Origin of the sequence: Paenibacillus sp. EZ-K15, from assembly GCF_002573715.1 — a bacterium.
Lineage (GTDB): Bacteria > Bacillota > Bacilli > Paenibacillales > Paenibacillaceae > Paenibacillus_AQ.
This window is the reverse complement of the sequence record NZ_PDHM01000018.1, coordinates 104634-124581: the sequence shown is the minus strand read 5'-3', so window position 1 is coordinate 124581 and position 19948 is coordinate 104634. Positions and strand designations below refer to the sequence as shown.

Annotated in this window: 18 protein-coding genes; all 18 read left to right on the top strand. The window is 49.3% G+C overall.

Annotation, left to right across the window (positions count from 1 at the left end; translation table 11 throughout):
* The first annotated feature begins 181 nt into the window (after positions 1-181).
* The 18 genes from uxaC (at position 182) to rny (ending at position 19862) form a co-directional block, all read left to right on the top strand.
* Complete coding sequence (gene uxaC / locus CRG97_RS20825; RefSeq protein WP_098746960.1) at positions 182-1606, top strand: glucuronate isomerase; 1425 nt, start codon at positions 182-184, stop codon at positions 1604-1606.
* A gap of 8 nt (positions 1607-1614) precedes the next feature.
* Complete coding sequence (locus CRG97_RS20820; protein WP_098746957.1) at positions 1615-3126, top strand: tagaturonate reductase; 1512 nt, start codon at positions 1615-1617, stop codon at positions 3124-3126.
* Positions 3123-4637, top strand: a complete 1515-nt coding sequence (locus CRG97_RS20815; RefSeq protein WP_098746955.1) for a UxaA family hydrolase — start codon at positions 3123-3125, stop codon at positions 4635-4637. The genes CRG97_RS20820 and CRG97_RS20815 overlap by 4 nt, the downstream gene beginning before the upstream one ends.
* A 45-nt stretch (positions 4638-4682) precedes the next feature.
* On the top strand, positions 4683-5795 hold the full coding sequence (locus CRG97_RS20810; RefSeq protein WP_098746953.1) for a glycoside hydrolase family 88/105 protein: 1113 nt from the start codon (positions 4683-4685) through the stop codon (positions 5793-5795).
* A gap of 192 nt (positions 5796-5987) precedes the next feature.
* Positions 5988-6800 carry a spore cortex-lytic enzyme gene (gene sleB, locus CRG97_RS20805; RefSeq protein WP_098746951.1) on the top strand — a complete coding sequence of 271 codons (813 nt, stop codon included), beginning with the start codon at positions 5988-5990 and terminating at the stop codon, positions 6798-6800.
* A 125-nt stretch (positions 6801-6925) separates the two neighbouring features.
* The gene (gene yfmF, locus CRG97_RS20800; protein WP_098746949.1) at positions 6926-8206 is read left to right on the top strand and encodes an EF-P 5-aminopentanol modification-associated protein YfmF; all 1281 of its coding nucleotides are present in this window, start codon (positions 6926-6928) and stop codon (positions 8204-8206) included.
* 3 nt (positions 8207-8209) lie between these two features.
* Positions 8210-9490, top strand: a complete 1281-nt coding sequence (gene yfmH / locus CRG97_RS20795) for an EF-P 5-aminopentanol modification-associated protein YfmH (RefSeq protein WP_098746947.1) — start codon at positions 8210-8212, stop codon at positions 9488-9490.
* Positions 9490-10260: an elongation factor P 5-aminopentanone reductase gene (gene ymfI / locus CRG97_RS20790; RefSeq protein ID WP_071220144.1), complete on the top strand. Its 771-nt coding sequence runs from the start codon at positions 9490-9492 to the stop codon at positions 10258-10260. The genes yfmH and ymfI overlap by 1 nt, the downstream gene beginning before the upstream one ends.
* A 109-nt stretch (positions 10261-10369) precedes the next feature.
* On the top strand, positions 10370-10624 hold the full coding sequence (locus tag CRG97_RS20785) for a DUF3243 domain-containing protein (RefSeq protein WP_076324934.1): 255 nt from the start codon (positions 10370-10372) through the stop codon (positions 10622-10624).
* Between the two features lie 204 nt (positions 10625-10828).
* Complete coding sequence (locus CRG97_RS20780) at positions 10829-11596, top strand: DUF3388 domain-containing protein (RefSeq protein WP_076324933.1); 768 nt, start codon at positions 10829-10831, stop codon at positions 11594-11596.
* A gap of 47 nt (positions 11597-11643) precedes the next feature.
* Complete coding sequence (locus CRG97_RS20775; protein ID WP_098746944.1) at positions 11644-12636, top strand: helix-turn-helix domain-containing protein; 993 nt, start codon at positions 11644-11646, stop codon at positions 12634-12636.
* A gap of 76 nt (positions 12637-12712) precedes the next feature.
* The gene (locus CRG97_RS33100; RefSeq protein ID WP_146746999.1) at positions 12713-12886 is read left to right on the top strand and encodes a DUF4175 domain-containing protein; all 174 of its coding nucleotides are present in this window, start codon (positions 12713-12715) and stop codon (positions 12884-12886) included.
* 148 nt (positions 12887-13034) lie between these two features.
* Positions 13035-13526 (top strand): YajQ family cyclic di-GMP-binding protein, encoded by a 492-nt coding sequence (locus tag CRG97_RS20770; protein ID WP_076324931.1) that lies wholly within the window; start codon positions 13035-13037, stop codon positions 13524-13526.
* Positions 13527-13784: 258 nt separating this feature from the next.
* Positions 13785-14372 carry a CDP-diacylglycerol--glycerol-3-phosphate 3-phosphatidyltransferase gene (pgsA, locus tag CRG97_RS20765; protein WP_076324930.1) on the top strand — a complete coding sequence of 196 codons (588 nt, stop codon included), beginning with the start codon at positions 13785-13787 and terminating at the stop codon, positions 14370-14372.
* Between the two features lie 100 nt (positions 14373-14472).
* A complete protein-coding gene (locus CRG97_RS20760; protein WP_098746942.1) occupies positions 14473-15735 on the top strand; it encodes a competence/damage-inducible protein A in 1263 nt (420 codons plus the stop codon).
* 287 nt (positions 15736-16022) lie between these two features.
* The gene (gene recA / locus CRG97_RS20755; protein ID WP_076324928.1) at positions 16023-17084 is read left to right on the top strand and encodes a recombinase RecA; all 1062 of its coding nucleotides are present in this window, start codon (positions 16023-16025) and stop codon (positions 17082-17084) included.
* Positions 17085-17223: 139 nt separating this feature from the next.
* Positions 17224-17961 (top strand): regulatory protein RecX, encoded by a 738-nt coding sequence (locus tag CRG97_RS20750; RefSeq protein WP_098746940.1) that lies wholly within the window; start codon positions 17224-17226, stop codon positions 17959-17961.
* Positions 17962-18320: 359 nt separating this feature from the next.
* The gene (gene rny, locus CRG97_RS20745) at positions 18321-19862 is read left to right on the top strand and encodes a ribonuclease Y (RefSeq protein WP_071220152.1); all 1542 of its coding nucleotides are present in this window, start codon (positions 18321-18323) and stop codon (positions 19860-19862) included.
* Positions 19863-19948 lie beyond the last annotated feature (86 nt).

The window sequence follows — 19948 nt, the reverse complement described above, 5'->3', positions numbered from 1 at the left end:
TCGTTTCAATTCCTTCATGATCAGGTCTATTCCAGTTCTTCAGTTATATTGTAGCAACTTCTATTAACCAAAACAAAGCAAGATATGTTGAATAATCCTTCAATTTCGCAATAAACGTGAAGAAATCCAACTGATGATGCCGTAACATAGTAGATAATCTACAGAAATGGGCGGTGTTATGATGAGACCTTTTATGGATGAACATTTTTTGCTCAACAACGAGACTGCGCGTACCTTATACCACGATTATGCAAAAGACATGCCAATCATCGACTACCACTGTCATCTGAGTCCGAAAATGATCTATGACAATCACCGGTTTGAGAACTTGACCGAAGCGTGGATTAACGGCGATCACTATAAATGGCGGGCAATGCGAGCCGCTGGAGTGGAAGAGGCATACATCACGGGCGGCCCGGGAGTGAGCGATTATGACCGCTTCTTGGCTTGGACGCGCACCGTTCCGATGACGATCGGCAATCCGTTATTCCATTGGTCTCATCTGGAGCTGCAAAGACTGTTTGGCATTAGGGATATCATTCATGAACAGAATGCTCCGCAGATATGGGAAGCGGCAAACAAGCGACTGCAGGAACATGATTTGACAACCCGGGGATTGATCGTTTCAAGCCGTGTGAAAGTCGTCTGTACGACAGATGATCCGACGGATAACCTGGAATATCATATCAAGTTGGCGGAGGAAGGCGATACCGGATTTCAGATGCTCCCCTCATTCCGTCCGGATAAGGGACTGGAGATTAACCGGGAGACGTTCCTGCCCTGGGTGAAATTGTTGGCGGACCGAAGTCAGATGGAGATTACGGATTATTCGGTATTCCTGAAGGCACTTGAGCAGCGGGCTGAGTTTTTCCATTCGGTTGGCGGCCGGGTATCCGATCATGCGCTGGATTATGTGCCCTATCAAGAGGTTACGGAGAAGCAAGCGGCTGACATATTCCTGAAAGCGCTTCAAGGGGAGCGGGTTTCCCGTCAGGAGGAGGAACAATTCAAAACGTATACGCTGCTTTATCTCGGCCAAATCTACGCGAAACTCGGCTGGGTCATGCAATTTCATATTAATGCCCAGCGCAACAATAACACCCGGATGTTCCGAGAATTGGGCCCGGATACCGGTTATGATTCGATTCACGATAGTCCAATCGCGGTACCGCTCGTGAAGTTGATGGATCGGCTTGATCAAGAGCGGGCACTTCCGAGAACGATTCTTTATTCGCTTAACCCAAGCGATAACGATATTCTCGCAGCACTTATCGGCAGTTTTCAAGGCGACGGCATTCCGGGTAAAATCCAGTTCGGATCCGCTTGGTGGTTCAATGATACCAAGGACGGTATGGTCGACCAGATGAGCAAACTCGGCAATATGGGGCTGTTAAGCCGATTTGTCGGCATGCTGACCGACTCCAGAAGTTTCTTATCCTATACCCGTCATGAGTATTTCCGGCGGATTCTGTGCAATCTCCTCGGAGATTGGGTTACACGGGGAGAAGCGCCGGAAGATCTTCCATGGCTCGGGGGAATTGTACAGGATATTTGTTACAACAACGCAGAGAGTTACTTCCGATTTGGCCGGATGGAAGGGAGATAGATCAGATCATGGATGCAGAGACAGACCGTGGCCGAGCGCTGAAGTTGATAGGACGGGATTTTTTACAATTACAACAGCAGAACCACTTGGAAATGTTGAATTACCCCGTTAAGGTGCTTCAAATCGGCGAGGGCAACTTTCTTAGGGGGTTCTTCGATTGGATGATCTATGAATGCAACCGGCAGGGGTTATTTCAAGGGAGCGTTGCCGTCAGTCAGCCAAGACCAGGGGGACGACGTAAGCTGGAGCAGCTTCGAGAGCAGGAAGGGATTTACGGTTTGCTGACCCGAGGTATGCAGGATGGACGGAAGATTGAAGAAGAACGGTGGATCCCGGTGTTCTCAAAGATCATAGATCCTTATGCGGAATGGGAGAATTTCTTAAGGATAGCCGAGCTGGATTCCCTGGAGATCGTAGTCTCCAATACAACGGAAGCTGGTCTTGATTATCAGCACAGTGACTGGAATCCGTCGGAACCACCGATGTCATTCCCCGCAAAGCTGACCATGCTTTTATATCGGCGTTATGAGTGTTATGAAGGCTCGCCGGACAAGGGCCTGTTGATCCTCCCATGCGAGCTGCTGGAACGAAACGGGGACATCTTGCGCTCGATTGTGCTGCGGCATGCAGAGGATTGGGGGCTTTCGTCGTCTTTTCGGAGCTGGATCGAGGAGTGCAACCTGTTTCTGAACTCACTTGTGGACCGGATCGTAACCGGTTATCCGGAAGAGGCTGAGCGCTATTTTGACCAATGGGGTTATGAAGACCGATTGTTGAACACGGCGGAGCCCTATTATTTCTGGGCTATTGAGGGCGACCCGTCCTTGGAGTCCAGGCTGCCCCTGCAGTCAGCGGGTCTCCAGGTAAGGTGGGTACCCGATCTGACCCCGTATCAAGTGAGAAAGGTAAGAATATTGAATGGAACGCATACGCTGATGGCTTCCATCGGTTTGCTTCATGGTTTCACTGAAGTGAAAGAGATCGCAGAAAGCACGGAATGGGGAAAAGACATTCGCGACGCAATGTTGCAAGAGATCGTCCCCTTGGTGCCTCTCCCGTTGGAAGAGGTTACAGCATATGCCATATCTGTATGGGAGCGATTCCGCAATCCCTTTCTTCGGCACAATCTCCAGGATATTGCCATGAACAGCATCTCCAAGTTCAAGGTGAGACTTTTGCCAAGCTTAAAGGAATATGTCAGTTCGCACAACACGCTCCCAAGCCTTATGACTCGGGGATTGGCCTCCTTGATCCGTCTGTATCATGCCAAATCGATCGAGGGGCAGTGGAACGGAACGTGTCTTGATGGTAAACAGATGCTGTTAAGAGATGATCCAGACAGCCTGATGACATTTTGTCAAGCGTGGCAAAAGGTAGAAGGCGGGGAATGGAGTATACGTCAGCTTGTGGCATCCATTCTTGGCAATCAGGCTTTATGGGGCGAGGATTTGAACCAGATATCCAATCTTCATGAAGTTGTAAGCAGCTATATCGAAGAAATGGAGCTGATCGAGACATGAGCGACATCGTCATACTTCACAACAAGGATGATGTAGGCATCGCGCTTCGTCCTTTGTCAGCAGGAGAACATGCCATCGGGCTTCTGAACGGGAAGGAGCATGCGATCGAGGTAACCGAGAACGTGCCCAAAGGTCACAAGGTGGCTCTTCGATTGATAGAGCCGGGCAGCCATGTTTTAAAATTCGGTTATTCGATCGGACTGGCGAAGGAAGTCATTTTGCCGGGACGATGGATCCATACTCACAATTTGAAAACCGGACTATCCGGTGAAGTGGAGTACCAGTATAAGCCTAATCCAAAAGCAGCGCCTCAAGATTCACCAACTGTTATGGAATCCCCGACGTTCCATGGATATATCAGACCGAGCGGTGAGGTTGGGATCCGCAACGAAATTTGGATCATCAACACCGTCGGCTGCATTAACAAAACCTGCGAGCTGTTAGCGCGCATGGCTGGCCAGCAGTTTCAAGGGAGAGGCATTGATGGAGTTTATCACTTCCCGCATCCCTACGGCTGCTCGCAGCTTGGAGACGATCTAAGCCATACCCAGCGTCTGCTCTCATCCCTGGCCCACCATGGCAATGCAGCAGGCGTGCTTATTATCGGGCTTGGCTGCGAGAACAATCAGATCGATCAGATGCAGGCCATGATTGGAGAGCAGGATGGGAAACGCATCAAATATATGCGGGCTCAGGATATGGAGGATGAATTGGAGGAGGGCATGTCCCTCATATCCGAGCTTGTGGAATATGCCGAGACTTTCAAACGAACGGAAGTTCCTCTCTCCAAACTGAAGGTCGGACTGAAATGCGGGGGCTCGGACGGTCTGTCGGGCATTACAGCCAATCCGCTGGCGGGCCGCATTGCAGATACCATCACCGCTCATGGTGGCACAGCTCTGCTGACGGAGGTGCCGGAGATGTTCGGAGCCGAAACGATCCTGATGGACCGGGCAGCCGACGAACAGGTGTTTAAGGATATTACGGTGCTGATTAACAATTTTAAGCAATATTTCGTATCGCACGGACAGGAAATCTATGAAAATCCTTCTCCCGGGAATAAAGACGGTGGCATCACAACCCTGGAGGAGAAATCGCTGGGGTGCACTCAAAAAGGGGGAAATGCCACGGTATCCGATGTACTCCGTTACGGCGTGAGATCAACGAAGCCGGGGTTAAATCTGATCGAAGCGCCAGGCAATGATCTCGTATCGGTTACGGCCTTGGCTGCAGCTGGCGCCCATCTCGTGCTGTTCACGACGGGCAGGGGGACGCCGTTTGGCGGCCCGGTCCCCACCGTCAAAATCGCGACCAATTCCGAACTGGCCGCTCGCAAAAAGCATTGGATTGATTTTAATGCAGGTGCTTTGCTGGAAGGTAAAAGCATGGATGACCTCCATGAGGAACTCATGAATCGTATGGTCCAATTAGCCTCGGGCATTGAACAGACGAGAAATGAACGCAATGGCTTCCGGGAAATATCCATTTTTAAGGATGGCGTCATTTTATAGCATGAGTTGTTGGAACGATGTATAGAAAAAAGAGGAGGAGCACATATGTCCAATCCTATTCAGCAGCAAGGACCGTTAACCTTATCACCCCTAGAACTTGGCACCAAGGCTTGTCAATCGATCATGGAAACATATTCGCCAGAGCAGCTGCCGCCTGCAGGGCGGTGGCATTACCATCAGGGCGTATTTCTGGTCGGCATGTCTCAATTGTGGAAATTTAGCGGTGAGTCAAAGTTTTTGGATTACGTAAAGGGTTATGTCGATCATCTGGTGGATTCCAACGGGAATCTGCTGCTGGAGCGGGGGGAGCTGGATTCCGTTCAAGCGGGCCAACTCCTGATGGAGCTGGATGCCGTATGTCCCGAACATCGGTACAGGGCTGCCGCGGATAAACTGCTCCGTCTGTTATCTACGCTGAATCGGACCACGGATGGAGGATACTGGCATAAGGATCGCTACCCTTATCAGATGTGGCTGGACGGCTTGTATATGGGTGGCGTGTTCACGATGAAATATGCGCAGCAGTATAACGAGCCGCATTTATTTGACGAGGTGCTGTTCCAGGAGAGGCTGATGCGTTCCCATACCAAGGACCAGGCAACCGGGTTATTTTATCATGCTTGGGACGAGAGCAGAACGATGCCTTGGGCAGATCCGGTTAGCAGACAATCCCCGGAATTTTGGGGACGCGCGTTAGGCTGGTATGCGCTGTCGATCGTGGAATTCCTTGATTTACTGCCTGAGGATCATCCGGCGAGGGAAGAACTGGCTGTCGTGCTCCGTGAATTAAGTGAGGCGCTGGTGCGTTATCAGGATCCACTGACCGGGCTGTGGTATCAGGTTATAGATAAAGGGGGCCGGGAGGACAATTGGCTGGAAACCTCATGCTCCAGTCTCTTCATATATACCTTAGCTAAAGGAATCCGTCTCGGTTACCTGGATTCTTCCCTGATCTCGCACGCAAGACACGGATATAATGGCCTGGCCCAATCTGTATATATGAATGATCAGGGGCATCTGGTTATGCCTAAAATCTGCATCGGGACAGGTGTCGGCGATTATAAGCACTATGTGGAAAGGCAGCAGTGCGAGAATGATCTTCATGGGGTTGGAGCGTTGGTCATGGCGTGTGTAGAACTTGGCAGAACATCTGAATAAATCCGTGCAGGATCGTTAACTATACTCCGAACGACAAGGAGCTGTTCCTTAGAGGAACAGCTCTCTTTGTGTTTCAATGATGTGCCGTCTTCGTTCGCTCCTCTCGCCGAACAGGTGCATAGGAAACTGGCAGGCTTGTCATAATAACGGTAGCGAGGCTTGTTAAACCACAAGAGAAAGGTAGAGCGCAGCATGAAAAACTCAAGAATCTGGATTCTGATCAGCATTGCGATCCTGTTATCTGCCGTTGTCTTCGCTCAGGGAGGCCTTAAAGCAGATCATTCGAATCTTCAGGAAGCTTTGCCAACCTTTAGCCAGCAGACCATTAAATTTGGTTCTACCGGCGAAGATGTGTATGAGCTGCAAGGCCGTCTGAAACACCTGGGCTTTTATCATGGCAAAATCGATAGCGTATTTGGCTCCAAAACTCAAGGAGCCGTTAAATGGTTCCAATCGGAGTTTGGCATGAAGGTGGACGGTGTCGTAGGTCCGAAGGTCAAGCTTAAACTGTATAATGCAACCAAGGATTTCCGTCCGACCGCTCCGAAGCTTCATGAAGGTGGGGGCGGAGCAGCGGCCGGTGCGGGCGGCGGTACATCCAACAAGGAAGGCGGCAATAACAACTTAGCCTCTTCGAATACAATGGGACTTTCAGACAACGATTTAAGGATCATGGCGAATGCCGTTTATGGTGAAGCGCGCGGAGAACCGTTCGAAGGGCAGGTTGCCGTAGCGGCGGTTATTATCAATCGGGTGAAATCTCCAAGCTTCCCTAACTCGCCGCATGGGGTTATATTTGAGCCGAGAGCCTTTACCGCGGTGGCTGACGGTCAAATATGGCTTGAGCCGAACGAGCAGGCGCGGAAAGCCGTAGAGCAGGCGCTAAATGGCTGGGATCCGACAGGGGGCTGTCTGTATTACTTTAATCCGAAAACAGCGACCTCGCCATGGATATGGACCCGCCCTCAAGTCAAAACCATCGGTCAACATATCTTCTGTATGTAAGCCGCAAACAACAGCAACCGGGGCCTGTCTTCGGTTGCTTCTTCACTTTGCAATGGGTTAGAATGAAAGTTATCTATGAAGTAAATTATGGCAACGACAATCCATGATGTAAGGGGATATGGACCTTGACGAAAACGGAATTTGAACACGGTATGGCCGGAGGAATACGAATTCACGTGTTGCCGACCAACCGATTCAAGACATTTGCGATATCGCTTTACGCCGGAAGTCCGTTAGCAGAAGAAACCGTGACCTCGACCGCGCTTACACCTTTTGTGCTGCGCAGAGGAACCGTTTCATACCCGGAAACAAGAGCATTCCGTGAGCAGCTGGAGCAGTTATATGGCGCCGGATTTGGATTTGATGTGTATAAGCGTGGCGATTATCAGATCGTGCACTTTCGCATGGATACGATCAATGACTCTTTTGTTAAGAGTCCGGAGAGCCTGCTGCGCTCTTCATTTGCTTTTTTGGGTGAGGCTTTCACCCAGCCTGTGCTAGAGAATGGCGCATTCCGCAAATCTTATGTACAGACCGAGCGTGACACGGTCCGCAAGAAGCTGGAGTCCATCGTCAATGATAAGATTCGTTACGCCGCGGAGCGCTGCATTGAGGTCATGTGCAAGAACGAACCGTATCGATTGCATCCGTTAGGAGAACGGAAGGATCTTGACGGTATCACGCCGGAAGGCTTGTATGAGTCCTATCAGAATTGGCTTAATGAATCTGTTCTGGATCTGTATGTGGTTGGCGATACGAGTTTGGATGAGGTGAAAAAGCTCGTAGAGGAGCATTTTAAACTGAACCGAACCAGAAGTAAGGATTATGTCCCTTCCACCACACGAACGGTCGCGAGCGAGACGCAGACGGTTGTGGAGAAGCTGGACATTAATCAAGGCAAGCTAAACATGGGCCTGAGAAGCACGATTACTTACGGCGATGATGAGTATGCCGCTGCGCTCATGTATAACGGGATTTTGGGAAGTTACCCACATTCAAAGCTGTTCGTTAACGTGAGGGAGAAGGAAAGTCTGGCGTATTACGCGTCGTCCCGATATGACGGCCATAAAGGGATTGCTACCATTCAGTCCGGCATCGAAGTTCAAAATTTTGAGAAGGCCGTCCAAATTATTCGCCAGCAGCTTGATGACATGGCCAAGGGTGCCATTACGGATATCGAAATGACCCAAACGAAAGCGATGATTCGCAACGTAATTAAGGAAATGCAGGATTCGGCCTTTGAGATGATTGCCTATGACTTCAATCGAACGCTGTCAGGCCGGGAACGTACGCCGGATGAGCTGCTGCAGCAGGTGGAAGGCATTACAGCGGATGATGTGAAGCAGGCGGCTGCGGCATTTTCGCTGGATACGATCTATTTCCTGAAAGGTCAAAAGGAGGAATAGCCGGTGGAGAGCATTCATTATGACAACCTGCAGGAAACGCTGTATTACGAAGTGATGGATAACGGGCTGCACGTGTACGTGCTGCCTAAACCCGGCTTCCAGAAAACTTATGCGACCTTCGCAACCAAATACGGTTCGGTGGATAACCATTTCAAGGTCGAAGGCGAGTCCGAAACTCGCGTTCCTGATGGCATTGCGCATTTTCTCGAGCACAAAATGTTTGAGGAGCCGGAAGGCGACATTTTTGCCAAGTTTGCCTCGAACGGTGCCTCGGCGAATGCCTTTACAAGCTTTGACCAGACCGTATATCTCTTTTCTGCCACGGAGAACATCCATGAAAATTTGGAGACACTGATCAATTTCGTGCAGAACCCTTATTTTACCGATCAGAACGTGGAGAAGGAAAAAGGGATTATCGGGCAGGAAATCAACATGTACCAGGACAATCCGGATTGGCGCGTATACTTCGGTCTTATCGAAGCGATGTATAAGGTGCATCCGGTGCATATTGATATTGCCGGTACGGTTGAATCCATCGGGACGATTACGAAGGAAGATCTGTATACGTGCTACAATGCGTTTTATCACCCGAGCAACATGCTGCTGTTCGTGGTGGGTGGCGTAGATCCTGTAGAAACGATGAACCTGATCCGTTCGAATCAAGCCGCGAAATCGTATGAGAAGCAAGGCTCCATTGAGCGTTTATTCGATCAAGAGCCGCAGGGAGTTGAAGAGAAGCGGAGAGAGAGCCGCCTGGCTGTATCGCTGCCGAAATGCCTGTTCGGCTTCAAGGAGAAGCAGGTCGGCTTAACGGCCGAGGAGCAGCTGCGACGCGATTTGACAACGAAGCTGATGATGGATCTCCTGTTCGGATCCAGTACGGAATTGTATCAGCAGCTATATGACGAAGATTTGATTTCCGACAGCTTCGGCCATGAGTATAACAGTTCACCACAGTATGCGTTCTCTGCGGTTGGCGGAGATACAAAGGATCCGGATCAACTGCTGGAGCGCATCCGCACTGAGGTGGATAAGCTAAAGGCAACCGGATTTCAGGTCTCCGACTTTGAACGTGCCCGCAAAAAGAAAATGGGCGGATACTTGCGTATGCTCAATTCCCCGGAAAACATTGCTCATGAATTCACTCGCTATCAATTCCGCGGGGTGGATTTCTTCAAGGTTCTTTCGGTTTATGAATCTATTACCATTGATGATGTAAACCGCCGCCTGCAGGAGCATGTCGATTGGGATCAATTGGCCGTATCGATCGTTGTGAGTCCGTAATGAAGCAAGACATGGGAAGAGAACTGAAACCGATCGGGGAAATGACGGTGCTGATCACCGGTGCGAGCAGAGGCATTGGTGCGGCTGTTGCCGAGCGCTTTGCCTCGGTACGCATGAATGTGGTTATTCACTACATGAATTCGCATGAAGCGGCCAATGAAGTTGCCCGTCGCTGTATGGCCTATGGAGCAAAGGTATTAACCGTATCTGCGGACCTTCGCGACAAAGAGCAGATATTGCGCATGAAAGAGAAGCTGCAGAGTCATGATATGGAGCCCGATATCCTGGTAAACAACGCCGGGGTGTCCCATTATGGGCTTCTGTCTGACGTGACGGAAGAGGAGTGGGACACTTTGATGTCCATTAACCTGAGAGGGATGTTTCTGTGTTCCCAGGCGTTTATGGGGCGTATGATCTCTCAGCGGTTTGGCAGGATTATCAATGTGTCCTCGATCTGGGGTTTATCGGGTGCCTCCTGCGAGGTATTGTATTCAACAAGCAAGGGCGGCGTTAACGCCTTTACGAAGGCCCTTGCGAAGGAGCTTGCCCCATCAGGCGTGACGGTGAACGCCGTTGCACCCGGCGCGGTGGATACGTCCATGCTGGGGCATCTGGAATCGGATGAGATCCGCATGCTGGAGGATGAAATTCCGGTCGGCAGATTGGCGCAGCCGGATGAGATTTCATCACTGGTGTATTTTCTGGCGCTGCCCGAGTCGGGATACATTACCGGGCAAGTGATCAGCCCGAATGGCGGCTGGGTGACCTGATCGTAAGTTCGTGGTGCAATTCACCACTCATAAGGTATTGGTTACGGGGACATATTACTATTGTTACTTTAAATCTGAATTGCCACCACGCAAAAGGAGGATTTAACTCATGTCATCCGTAATCAAAAACTTTGATTCCTGGAAGAAATTCCTGGGCGATCGTGTCGTTCAAGCCGAGAAAGCGGGTATGAGTGAAGACACCATTTCTCAGCTGGCTTATGAGATCGGTGATTTCCTTGATGAGAAGGTTGATCCGCAAAACTCATCCAACCGGGCACTGAAAGAATTGTGGGATGTAGGTAACGAGGAAGAACGCCACGTTATCGCGCGTCTGATGGTGAAACTGGCCAAGAACAACGCATAACCCTCTTGCAAAAAGCCCCCCGCCAACGGGGGCTTTTTGTCAAGAAAAAAGAATGTAATTTTCATGTCATCGTTAATACTTGCCTTTCATTTTTATTTTATATATCATTAACGTGACCCATTTTTCATTTGACCTGTTTTTGCGTGCAATTTTCGCTGGAATTTGTCGAATATTGATGGAAAAGAAGTGCAAAGAGGTGTCTTTGTGGAATCGAATCAATGGTACATGGAATACAAGATACATAAGAACCGGCCTGGCTTGCTCGGTGATATTGCTTCTGTGCTCGGTATGCTCGAAGTGAATATCCTAACAATTAATGGCGTTGAAGGCCAAACTCGCGGGATGCTGCTGGAAACGGATGATGAAGAAAAAATTATCCTGATGGGCAAAATGTTAAACAAAATGAAAAATATTACGGTAACAGCCTTGAGACCCCCAAAACTGGTGGATATTTTGGCTGTCCGACATGGACGATATATTGACCGGGACTCGGATGATCGTAAAACGTTTCGTTTTACGCGTGATGAGCTCGGTTTACTTGTTGATTTTTTGGGTGAATTGTTCAAAAGGGAAGGTAATCAGGTCATCGGTCTTCGCGGAATGCCTCGCGTCGGCAAAACCGAGTCCATTATCGCTGGCAGTGTCTGCGCTATGAAGCGCTGGACGTTTGTTTCCTCTACGCTGCTCCGCCAAACCATTCGCAGTCAACTCTCTGAGGACGAGATGAACTCGAACAACGTTTTCATCATTGACGGGATTGTCAGCACGATCCGATCGAATGAGCGCCACTATCAGCTCCTGCAGGATATTATGGGGATGGGGAGCACGAAGGTGATCGAGCATCCGGATATTTTTGTTCGCGAATCCGAATATTCCTATGATGATTTCGACATTATAATCGAATTGCGAAACAATCCGGAAGAGGAAATCGTTTATGATACGTTCACGGGCTCTTATAGTGACGATTTATAATATTTTTTTGACTTTGACCACGAAATTCTAAAGTAGGAGGTGATGGCATGTCCGAACTGGGACAGCAATTGAGGGAGGCGCGTCTACAAAAAGGGATGAGCCTTGATGATGTGCAGGAAATGACAAAAATACGCAAGCGATACTTGGAAGCCATCGAGGCAGGGGATTACAAAGTACTTCCCGGCAGTTTTTACGTGCGGGCATTCATCAAAACCTATGCGGAAGCGGTGGGGATTGACCCGGACGAACTGCTTGAAGGCCATAAACAGGATGTGCCTAAATCCGAACCGGAAGCGACCATGGAGCCGGTTATTCAAAAACGTGCCACCAGACCTTCAGCCGAACGGAACATGAAATGGCTGCCTACTCTGCTGATGTGGACATTCCCGATTCTGATCGTTGTTGTCATTTATTTGGTGGCAATCAATTCGAATGAGCCTAAGGATGAACCTCAGGTAAGCAATAATGACCAGACGCAGACGGATCAAGCCCAAAAGCCGGAAGATTCTGGCAATACGGATCCCGCCACGCCAGGTGACGGAGCGCAGGGCGGCGATAACGCCACGGACGGTACAGGTAACGAAGGCACAGACGGTGAAGGAACAGACGCAACGGATGGAACAGATGGCACGGACATCGATGAACCAGGGAATACAACGCCTGGAGCAACTACGGTGACGCAGGACCGGACGGAAGGCAAGAACACCGTATTTAAGGTATCAGGCTCGTCTGTGAAGGTTGAAATTGTGGCAACGAGCGACGGAAAGAGCTGGGTAGAAGTGTATCGTGGTTACAATACCTCCGGGGAGAAGCTGGCTTTCCAAATGCTTGAGAATGGTGCTGCGCTCAGCTTTGACCTGGATAGCCAGGGACTCTACGTGAAATCGGGGAATTCCGCTGCAACCACCATTACGGTTGGCGGCCAGCCTGTAACAGATGGGAAATCAACGTCGCGTATCTTGCTGGAGCCGGCAGATGGTTCCACAGGGACTACGGATACCAGTACTACTGACTCTACAGGCACCACGGATGTAGAATAATTGTCTGACCTCTAGGCCATCATAACAGCATGCAGCTGCATGCTGTTATTTCGCTTCCTGGAAGAGGTGTTGCTCTGTGACGGTCAACTGGATTATATTCGGATTAGGCGTCATCGTCAGCCTCTTGGGCTATTATTTGATTCCAAGCGACTGGGGATATGGCATATTAGGCTTTGGACTGGCACATATTTTGCTTGGTATATTGAGCATGTTCCGCCGTCCGGTGCATGATGAGAAAGCGAGCAGTTGAAGGAGCAGACTTCGTTTTCGCCGGGTGTTGGCGATAAGCGGAGTCTTTTTCGTTCCAGATCCACCCGCTGATCCTTTATGGGATTAGACTTGTCTCTATGTTTTACCTATAATAGAAGCATTATCGTTAATGAAAGGAAGGATTCACCATGGCTTCAGAAAATTCATTTGATATCGTATCCAAAATGGATATGCAGGAACTTAGTAATGCGGTTAATCAGGCGGAGCGGGAGATTGAGAACCGTTTTGACTTCAAGGGCAGCAAGAGCAGCTTGAAGCTGGACAAGGACGCACTGGTCATTGCATCCGATGACGAGTATAAACTCAACGCCGTTATTGATATTTTGCAAACCAAGATGGTGAAACGGGGCTTGTCGCTGAAAAATGTGGAGTACAGCAAGATCGAGCCGGCTTCCATGGGTACCGTTCGCCAGCGTTTGACCTTAAAGCAAGGAATCGATCAGGAAAATTCGAAAAAGATCAATATATTGATCCGTGATTCCAAGCTGAAGGTCAAGAGTCAGATTCAAGGTGACCAAATTCGGGTAACCGGAAAAAACAAGGACGATCTTCAACAGATCATGCAGCTGCTTCGCAAAGCGGATCTTTCTCTGGACCTGCAGTTCACCAATTTTAAATAAACGCCGTCACAGGCTCACGTAGGATTGGATGGACAGGTTGTTTCTTTTGACAGGGCGTCAACGGAAATATTATACTAAAAAACGATATATAAGGATTAACGTATACATAGATCACTGGGGGATGAATATGACAGACAGCGCTTCACGCTTCAAACCCTTTAGGCTCTTGGGAAGAGCGACCCTTTTGAAGTACAGATGGATAACAGTCGCGGGGTCTGCCGAATTATCAAGACAACCCGTTGCAAGGGAGGTTGCCCCATGAATTTACCCAATCGTATCACGTTGGCCCGCATTTGCTTGATCCCTGTCATGATGATTTTTCTGCTGGTGGATTTTGATTTTTATCCGGCTCCTATTGTATGGAATGATTTTGTCCTGCCCTATAACCAATTGATTGCGGCTTTGATATTCATACTTGCTGCAAGCACGGATGGGATTGACGGGTATTTGGCCCGGAAAAACAATATGGTGACAAACCTGGGTAAACTTATGGATCCGCTCGCGGACAAACTGCTGGTGGCAGCTATCCTCATATCGCTTGTGGAGATGGGGAAATGTGAATCATGGATTGCTGTTGTCATTATCAGCAGAGAATTCGCGGTTACTGGCTTGAGACAAATTGCGCTCCTGGAAGGTTCCGTCGTTGCAGCAGGTCAATCAGGAAAAATCAAGACGGTGATTCAGATTGTGGCGATTGTCGCGCTTCTGATTAATAATTTCCCGTTTGTATTCTTGGGAATTCCGTTTGATGTCATTGCAATCTGGGCTGCCGCGATAATTACGATCTATTCGGGAATCGAATATTTTGTCCAGAACAGGCATCTTCTTAAAGGTACCGGGGCATAACGGCAATAGGAGCTATCCTATTGCTTTTTTCTTCCGCTGGGTAAGAAATTAGTGACGGCGAATAGTGAAGAGATAGAAGATACAGGAGGATCGACGAATCATGAAAGCAGAAATCATTGCAGTTGGAACCGAACTTCTCCTTGGACAGATTGTGAATACCAATGCACAGTACTTGTCCAGACAGCTTGCTTCAATGGGAATCGATGTGTACTATCAAACCGTTGTCGGGGATAACATGGAGAGGCTCAAGGAGACCTTGCAGCTGTCCAGCAGCAGAGCCGATATCGTGCTTCTGTCCGGCGGCCTGGGCCCCACACAGGATGACCTGACGAAGGATGCGCTCGCATCCTTTCTGAATCGTTCATTGCATATTGATCGGATGGCTATGGACCGGATTGAACGTTTCTTCCAAGAACGGGGATCCGTAATGACCGAGAACAATCGGCGCCAGGCCCTGGCTATCGAGGGAGGGACTCCGCTTCCGAACGAAACAGGCCTCGCCGTCGGGAACGCGGTATCGTATGAAGGCACTCATTATATTGTGTTGCCGGGACCGCCGAAAGAACTGATGCCGATGTTTGAGCAGGAGGCCAAGCCTTGGCTTCTGCAGCATGTACTTACGGGAGAGCTTCCCATCTATTCGAAGATGCTCAAATTCGCAGGCATCGGGGAGTCCGCGCTTGATAAGCGCCTGGAAGACCTGATTACGGCCCAGACCGATCCGACGATTGCATTGTATGCCAAGGAAGGGGAGGTCACCGTCCGAATCTCCACGAAGGCCGCAAGCGAGGCTGAGGCGATGGTCCGGTTGAATGAACTGGAAGCCCGGATCCAGGAGAGAGGCCCTGAGTTTATGTATGCTAACGAGGATGTGCCCATTGAGAAGGTTATCGTGGATATGATGGCAGATCATAGCTGGACGCTGAGCGCCGCGGAGAGCTGCACGGGAGGCCTTGTAGCGGAGACGCTGACCTCCATCCCCGGCAGCGCATCGATGTTCCTTGGCGGGATCGTCTGTTATACCAACCAGATCAAGGAGAAGCTTGTGCATATCCCGCATGCGCTGCTTGAGGGGGATGATGCGCCGGGAGCCGTCAGCGCGGAGGTTGCCGAAGCGCTTGCGGATCATGTCCGGATGGTAACCGACAGCGACTTTGGTTTATCGGTAACGGGCGTAGCAGGTCCAGGGTACGCTGAACGTAAGCCTATAGGTCTTGTTTACATCGGATTGTCTCAACGGGGAAAAGAAACAGAAGTGCATGAGCTGCACCTCCAGGGTAACCGTGAGACGATCCGGCTCCGTGCAACGAAGGCGCTGCTCTACCGGCTTTGGCAGCGTCTTGATGCCTCCAAACAGGATTAATTTTGCAGAATAGAGAGATCCGCTTTTCAAAAAAAGTAAATAATTTACACCTTGCTTGGTGCCTCTTCTTGAATTAATGAACAGTTCCAAGTATAATGGGAAATACGGAAGAACCGTGGCATATCGAATGATGTTGCCACGGTTCTTGTTCTTTATACATAGGGTATGGAGCATATACCGGAAGGGGCGTTGAATAAAAAAAACGAATGTATGTTCGAAAAAAAGCTTGGCAAACGTGTCAAAACAAGGTATGATATGACTATCAACAGTGAAGGGTTGTGGAACAATTGTCAGATCGTCGTGCTGCGCTGGAAATGGCGCTTCGTCAGATAGAGAAACAGTTCGGAAAAGGTTCCATCATGAAACTGGGTGAATCCACCCACATGCAAGTTGAGATTGTGCCGAGCGGATCGTTGGCATTGGATATAGCTTTAGGAACCGGCGGCTTGCCTAGAGGCCGGATTATTGAAGTGTATGGACCGGAATCCTCCGGTAAAACAACAGTAGCCCTCCATGCTATTGCGGAGGTTCAGAGAGCTGGTGGACAGGCTGCATTTATCGATGCCGAGCATGCTCTGGATCCATCGTATGCAAGCAAACTGGGCGTTAATATTGATGAATTGCTGCTCTCCCAACCGGACACGGGTGAGCAGGCGCTGGAAATTGCGGAAGCTCTGGTACGCAGTGGTGCAGTTGATGTCATCGTTATTGACTCGGTTGCTGCGCTTGTACCAAAAGCTGAAATTGAAGGCGACATGGGTGACTCCCACGTAGGTCTGCAAGCTCGTCTGATGTCCCAGGCTCTTCGTAAATTGTCGGGTGCTATTAATAAATCGAAAACGATTGCCATCTTTATCAACCAGCTTCGTGAGAAGGTTGGTGTTATGTTTGGTAACCCTGAGACGACTCCAGGCGGACGTGCTCTGAAGTTCTACTCGACGGTTCGTTTGGACGTGCGTCGAATTGAGAGCATCAAGATGGGGAACGATGTGGTGGGTAACCGCACACGGATTAAGGTTGTTAAGAACAAGGTAGCGCCACCTTTCAAACAGGCTGAGCTTGATATTATGTACGGTGAAGGCATCTCTAGAGAGGGAAGCCTAATCGATATCGGAACGGACCTCGATATCGTGGATAAGAGTGGTGCATGGTATTCTTATGCAGGTGACCGTCTTGGCCAAGGACGTGAGAATGCGAAGCAATTCTTGAAGGAGAATCCGGAGATCGCTAGTGTTATCGAGAACAAAATCCGTGAAGCGAGCAATCTGACTACGGCTGTTCCTGAGCCTTCCGAGAAGGATAAGGAACAAGAGGAAATAGAAGAGCAAGAGTTGTTTAAAGTAGAGTAGTAAATTGCTGGTTAACGATTACAGTGTTGAGGACTGTCCGGTGTTTGTAACGCCAGACGGTCTTCTTTGCATTTACCAGACTTGAGAGTCAGTCTTGGTTATTTTACTCAGGATGGTGCGGCAGTGAGAGGAGCGACATATGGAAGAAGAGAATAAAGAAATGTCGGAGCAGGCAGAATCATCAGGTATTGAGCATTTCCCGGCTCACGAGGATTTGGTTGTAACGTCAGTCGAAATGCTGAAAAAGCCCAAACACCGATACCAAATCGCGTTTGGTCCGTACCTCATGACCGTTCATGAAGATGTAATGCTGAAATACCGGATGTTCAAGGGAAATGTTTTTCGCAAGGAAGAGCTGGAAGAAATTATCGTGGCCGACGAGCGACAGCGGGCTTACGTAGAGGCGCTGAATCATCTGGCTAGGAAGCCAAGAACAGCCAAGGAGGTTACCCAGCGACTGCAGCAAAAAGGTTTCGAGCCGAGCAGCGTGGAGACGACGCTGGAGCGCCTGGAGAAGGACAAGCTGATTGATGACGCGTTATACGCCAAGATGTGGACAGAGCAGCGAATGACCAGCCATAAGAAGGGACGGCTGTGGGTCAAGCAGGAACTGAGACAGAAGGGAATCGGCACGGAGCTGATCTCCGAGGCATTGGGCGAGATCAGTGCAGATGCCGAATTGGAGAGCGCGCTCGCCGTGGGACGGAAAAAATGGCAGCAAACCCATGGGGAGATGCTGGATCGCAAACGTAAAACGGGAGCATATTTAATGCGTAGGGGCTTCGGCGGGGAGCAAGTGCGTCAGGTACTCAAACTTCTGGTCGATGAGGATCAGCAACAGGGCGAGTGGGACGAGGGGCTGGAAGATTTCGAATAAAGGGCAAATTGGGCACTTTTTCGTGAAAGAAATGGTTTCGTTGGATGAAACTGACGTTTACCCATTGCTTTCCCTTGACAATATCTTTTTATAAATACTAAAATAAATATGAATCTTTTTATCATAAATTAGAATCCTTTTTCCTTCCAAAAAAGTGACTACTTTGTGAAAGATTCTTAAATCGCCAATTCATAGTGAAATGTATTCCGCTGGTTAAGGCGGAATTTGCGTACGTGATACGGCGTTCGCAGTATGGACGGCAGCTTCCACTGCCGGAAAATTTTATGTATGAATGAGTAACCTGACAATTGCACATTTCCCAAGGAATGCCTTGGAGGAACCAACGAGGAGGTGATCAGATGGATTCCATTTGGTGGATCATAATCGTTCTCGTTGTAGCCGCTATATTCTTTGGGTTCGGTTATTTTATTCGCAAATCCCTTGCAGAAGCTAAAATTTCCAGTGCCGAGCATGCCGCTTTGCAGATCGTAGAAAGTGCGAAGAAGGAAGCAGAAGCATTGAAGAAAGAAACGGTTCTTGAAGCTAAAGACGAAGTTCATAAAATCAGAGCCGAAGCTGAAAAAGACACTCGTGAGCGCCGGAATGAAATTCAACGGCAGGAGCGCAGATTGTTGCAAAAGGAAGAGTCGCTGGATAAAAAAATAGAATCTTTGGAACGTAAAGAAGAACAAGTGGCGAACAAAGAGAAACGAATAGAAGAGACCCAGCAGCAAATCGATGCCATTTACAAGAAACAAACGACAGAACTGGAGCGCATCTCCAACCTCACGATGGAGGATGCCCGCAGCATCATTCTCAGTAATGTTGAGCAGGAAGTTCGTCATGAAACCGCTCAGATGATTAAAGAAATCGAGCAGCAGGCGAAGGAAGAGGCAGATAAGAAATCACGCGAGATCATCACGCTGGCTATTCAACGCTGTGCGGCTGATCACGTAGCTGAGACCACGGTATCTGTAGTCACCTTGCCGAATGAAGAAATGAAGGGCCGGATTATCGGACGTGAAGGCCGAAACATTCGTGCGCTTGAGACCCTTACAGGGATTGACCTTATTATCGATGATACTCCGGAAGCTGTTATTCTCTCCGGTTTTGATCCGATTCGCCGTGAAATTGCCCGTACAGCTTTGGAAAAGCTCGTGGCAGACGGACGGATTCATCCGGCTCGTATCGAAGAAATGGTGGAGAAATCCCGCAAAGAAGTGGACGAACGCATTCGCGAGTATGGAGAACAAGCCACCTTCGAGGTTGGCGTTCACGGTTTGCATCCAGATTTGATCAAAATTCTGGGTCGACTGAAATTCCGTACAAGCTATGGACAAAATGTGTTGAAACACTCCATGGAAGTGGCCTATTTGACTGGGCTGATGGCCGGCGAATTGGGCGAAGACATCGTGCTTGCGAAACGGGCAGGACTGTTGCATGACATCGGTAAAGCGCTGGATCATGAAGTGGAAGGATCGCACGTTGAAATCGGCGTGGAGCTGGCGAAGAAGTATAAGGAACATCCGGTGGTTATCAACAGCATTGCCTCTCATCACGGTGATTGTGAAGCAACTTCGGTTATTGCCATGCTGGTTGGCGCAGCTGACGCATTGTCTGCTGCCAGACCGGGAGCACGCAGAGAGACGCTTGAGACGTATATCCGTCGTCTTGAGAAGCTCGAAGAAATTTCCGAATCCTTTGAAGGCGTTGAGAAATCCTATGCCATTCAAGCAGGACGTGAAGTTCGTGTCATGGTACAGCCTGAGAAAATCGACGATGCCGAAGCATTCCGCTTGGCACGCGACATTACCAAAACGATTGAGAATGAACTGGATTATCCGGGTCATATCAAAGTCACCGTTATCCGGGAAACCCGAGCGGTGGATTACGCAAAATAGAGTTTGGACCTTAAAAAGTGGCCGCAATCCGGCCACTTTTTATCTTTGAAATTTCCGAAAATACAGTTCGGACATTTATGAATCGG

Bases quoted from the DNA above. Each gene is read 5' to 3' on its own strand.
- uxaC (WP_098746960.1), top strand. From the start codon at position 182: ATGAGACCTTTTATGGATGAACATTTTTTGCTCAACAACGAGACTGCG.
- CRG97_RS20820 (WP_098746957.1), top strand. From the start codon at position 1,615: ATGGATGCAGAGACAGACCGTGGCCGAGCGCTGAAGTTGATAGGACGG.
- CRG97_RS20815 (WP_098746955.1), top strand. From the start codon at position 3,123: ATGAGCGACATCGTCATACTTCACAACAAGGATGATGTAGGCATCGCG.
- CRG97_RS20810 (WP_098746953.1), top strand. From the start codon at position 4,683: ATGTCCAATCCTATTCAGCAGCAAGGACCGTTAACCTTATCACCCCTA.
- sleB (WP_098746951.1), top strand. From the start codon at position 5,988: ATGAAAAACTCAAGAATCTGGATTCTGATCAGCATTGCGATCCTGTTA.
- ymfI (WP_071220144.1), top strand. From the start codon at position 9,490: ATGAAGCAAGACATGGGAAGAGAACTGAAACCGATCGGGGAAATGACG.
- CRG97_RS20785 (WP_076324934.1), top strand. From the start codon at position 10,370: ATGTCATCCGTAATCAAAAACTTTGATTCCTGGAAGAAATTCCTGGGC.
- CRG97_RS20775 (WP_098746944.1), top strand. From the start codon at position 11,644: ATGTCCGAACTGGGACAGCAATTGAGGGAGGCGCGTCTACAAAAAGGG.
- CRG97_RS20770 (WP_076324931.1), top strand. From the start codon at position 13,035: ATGGCTTCAGAAAATTCATTTGATATCGTATCCAAAATGGATATGCAG.
- pgsA (WP_076324930.1), top strand. From the start codon at position 13,785: ATGAATTTACCCAATCGTATCACGTTGGCCCGCATTTGCTTGATCCCT.
- CRG97_RS20760 (WP_098746942.1), top strand. From the start codon at position 14,473: ATGAAAGCAGAAATCATTGCAGTTGGAACCGAACTTCTCCTTGGACAG.
- CRG97_RS20750 (WP_098746940.1), top strand. From the start codon at position 17,224: ATGGAAGAAGAGAATAAAGAAATGTCGGAGCAGGCAGAATCATCAGGT.
- rny (WP_071220152.1), top strand. From the start codon at position 18,321: ATGGATTCCATTTGGTGGATCATAATCGTTCTCGTTGTAGCCGCTATA.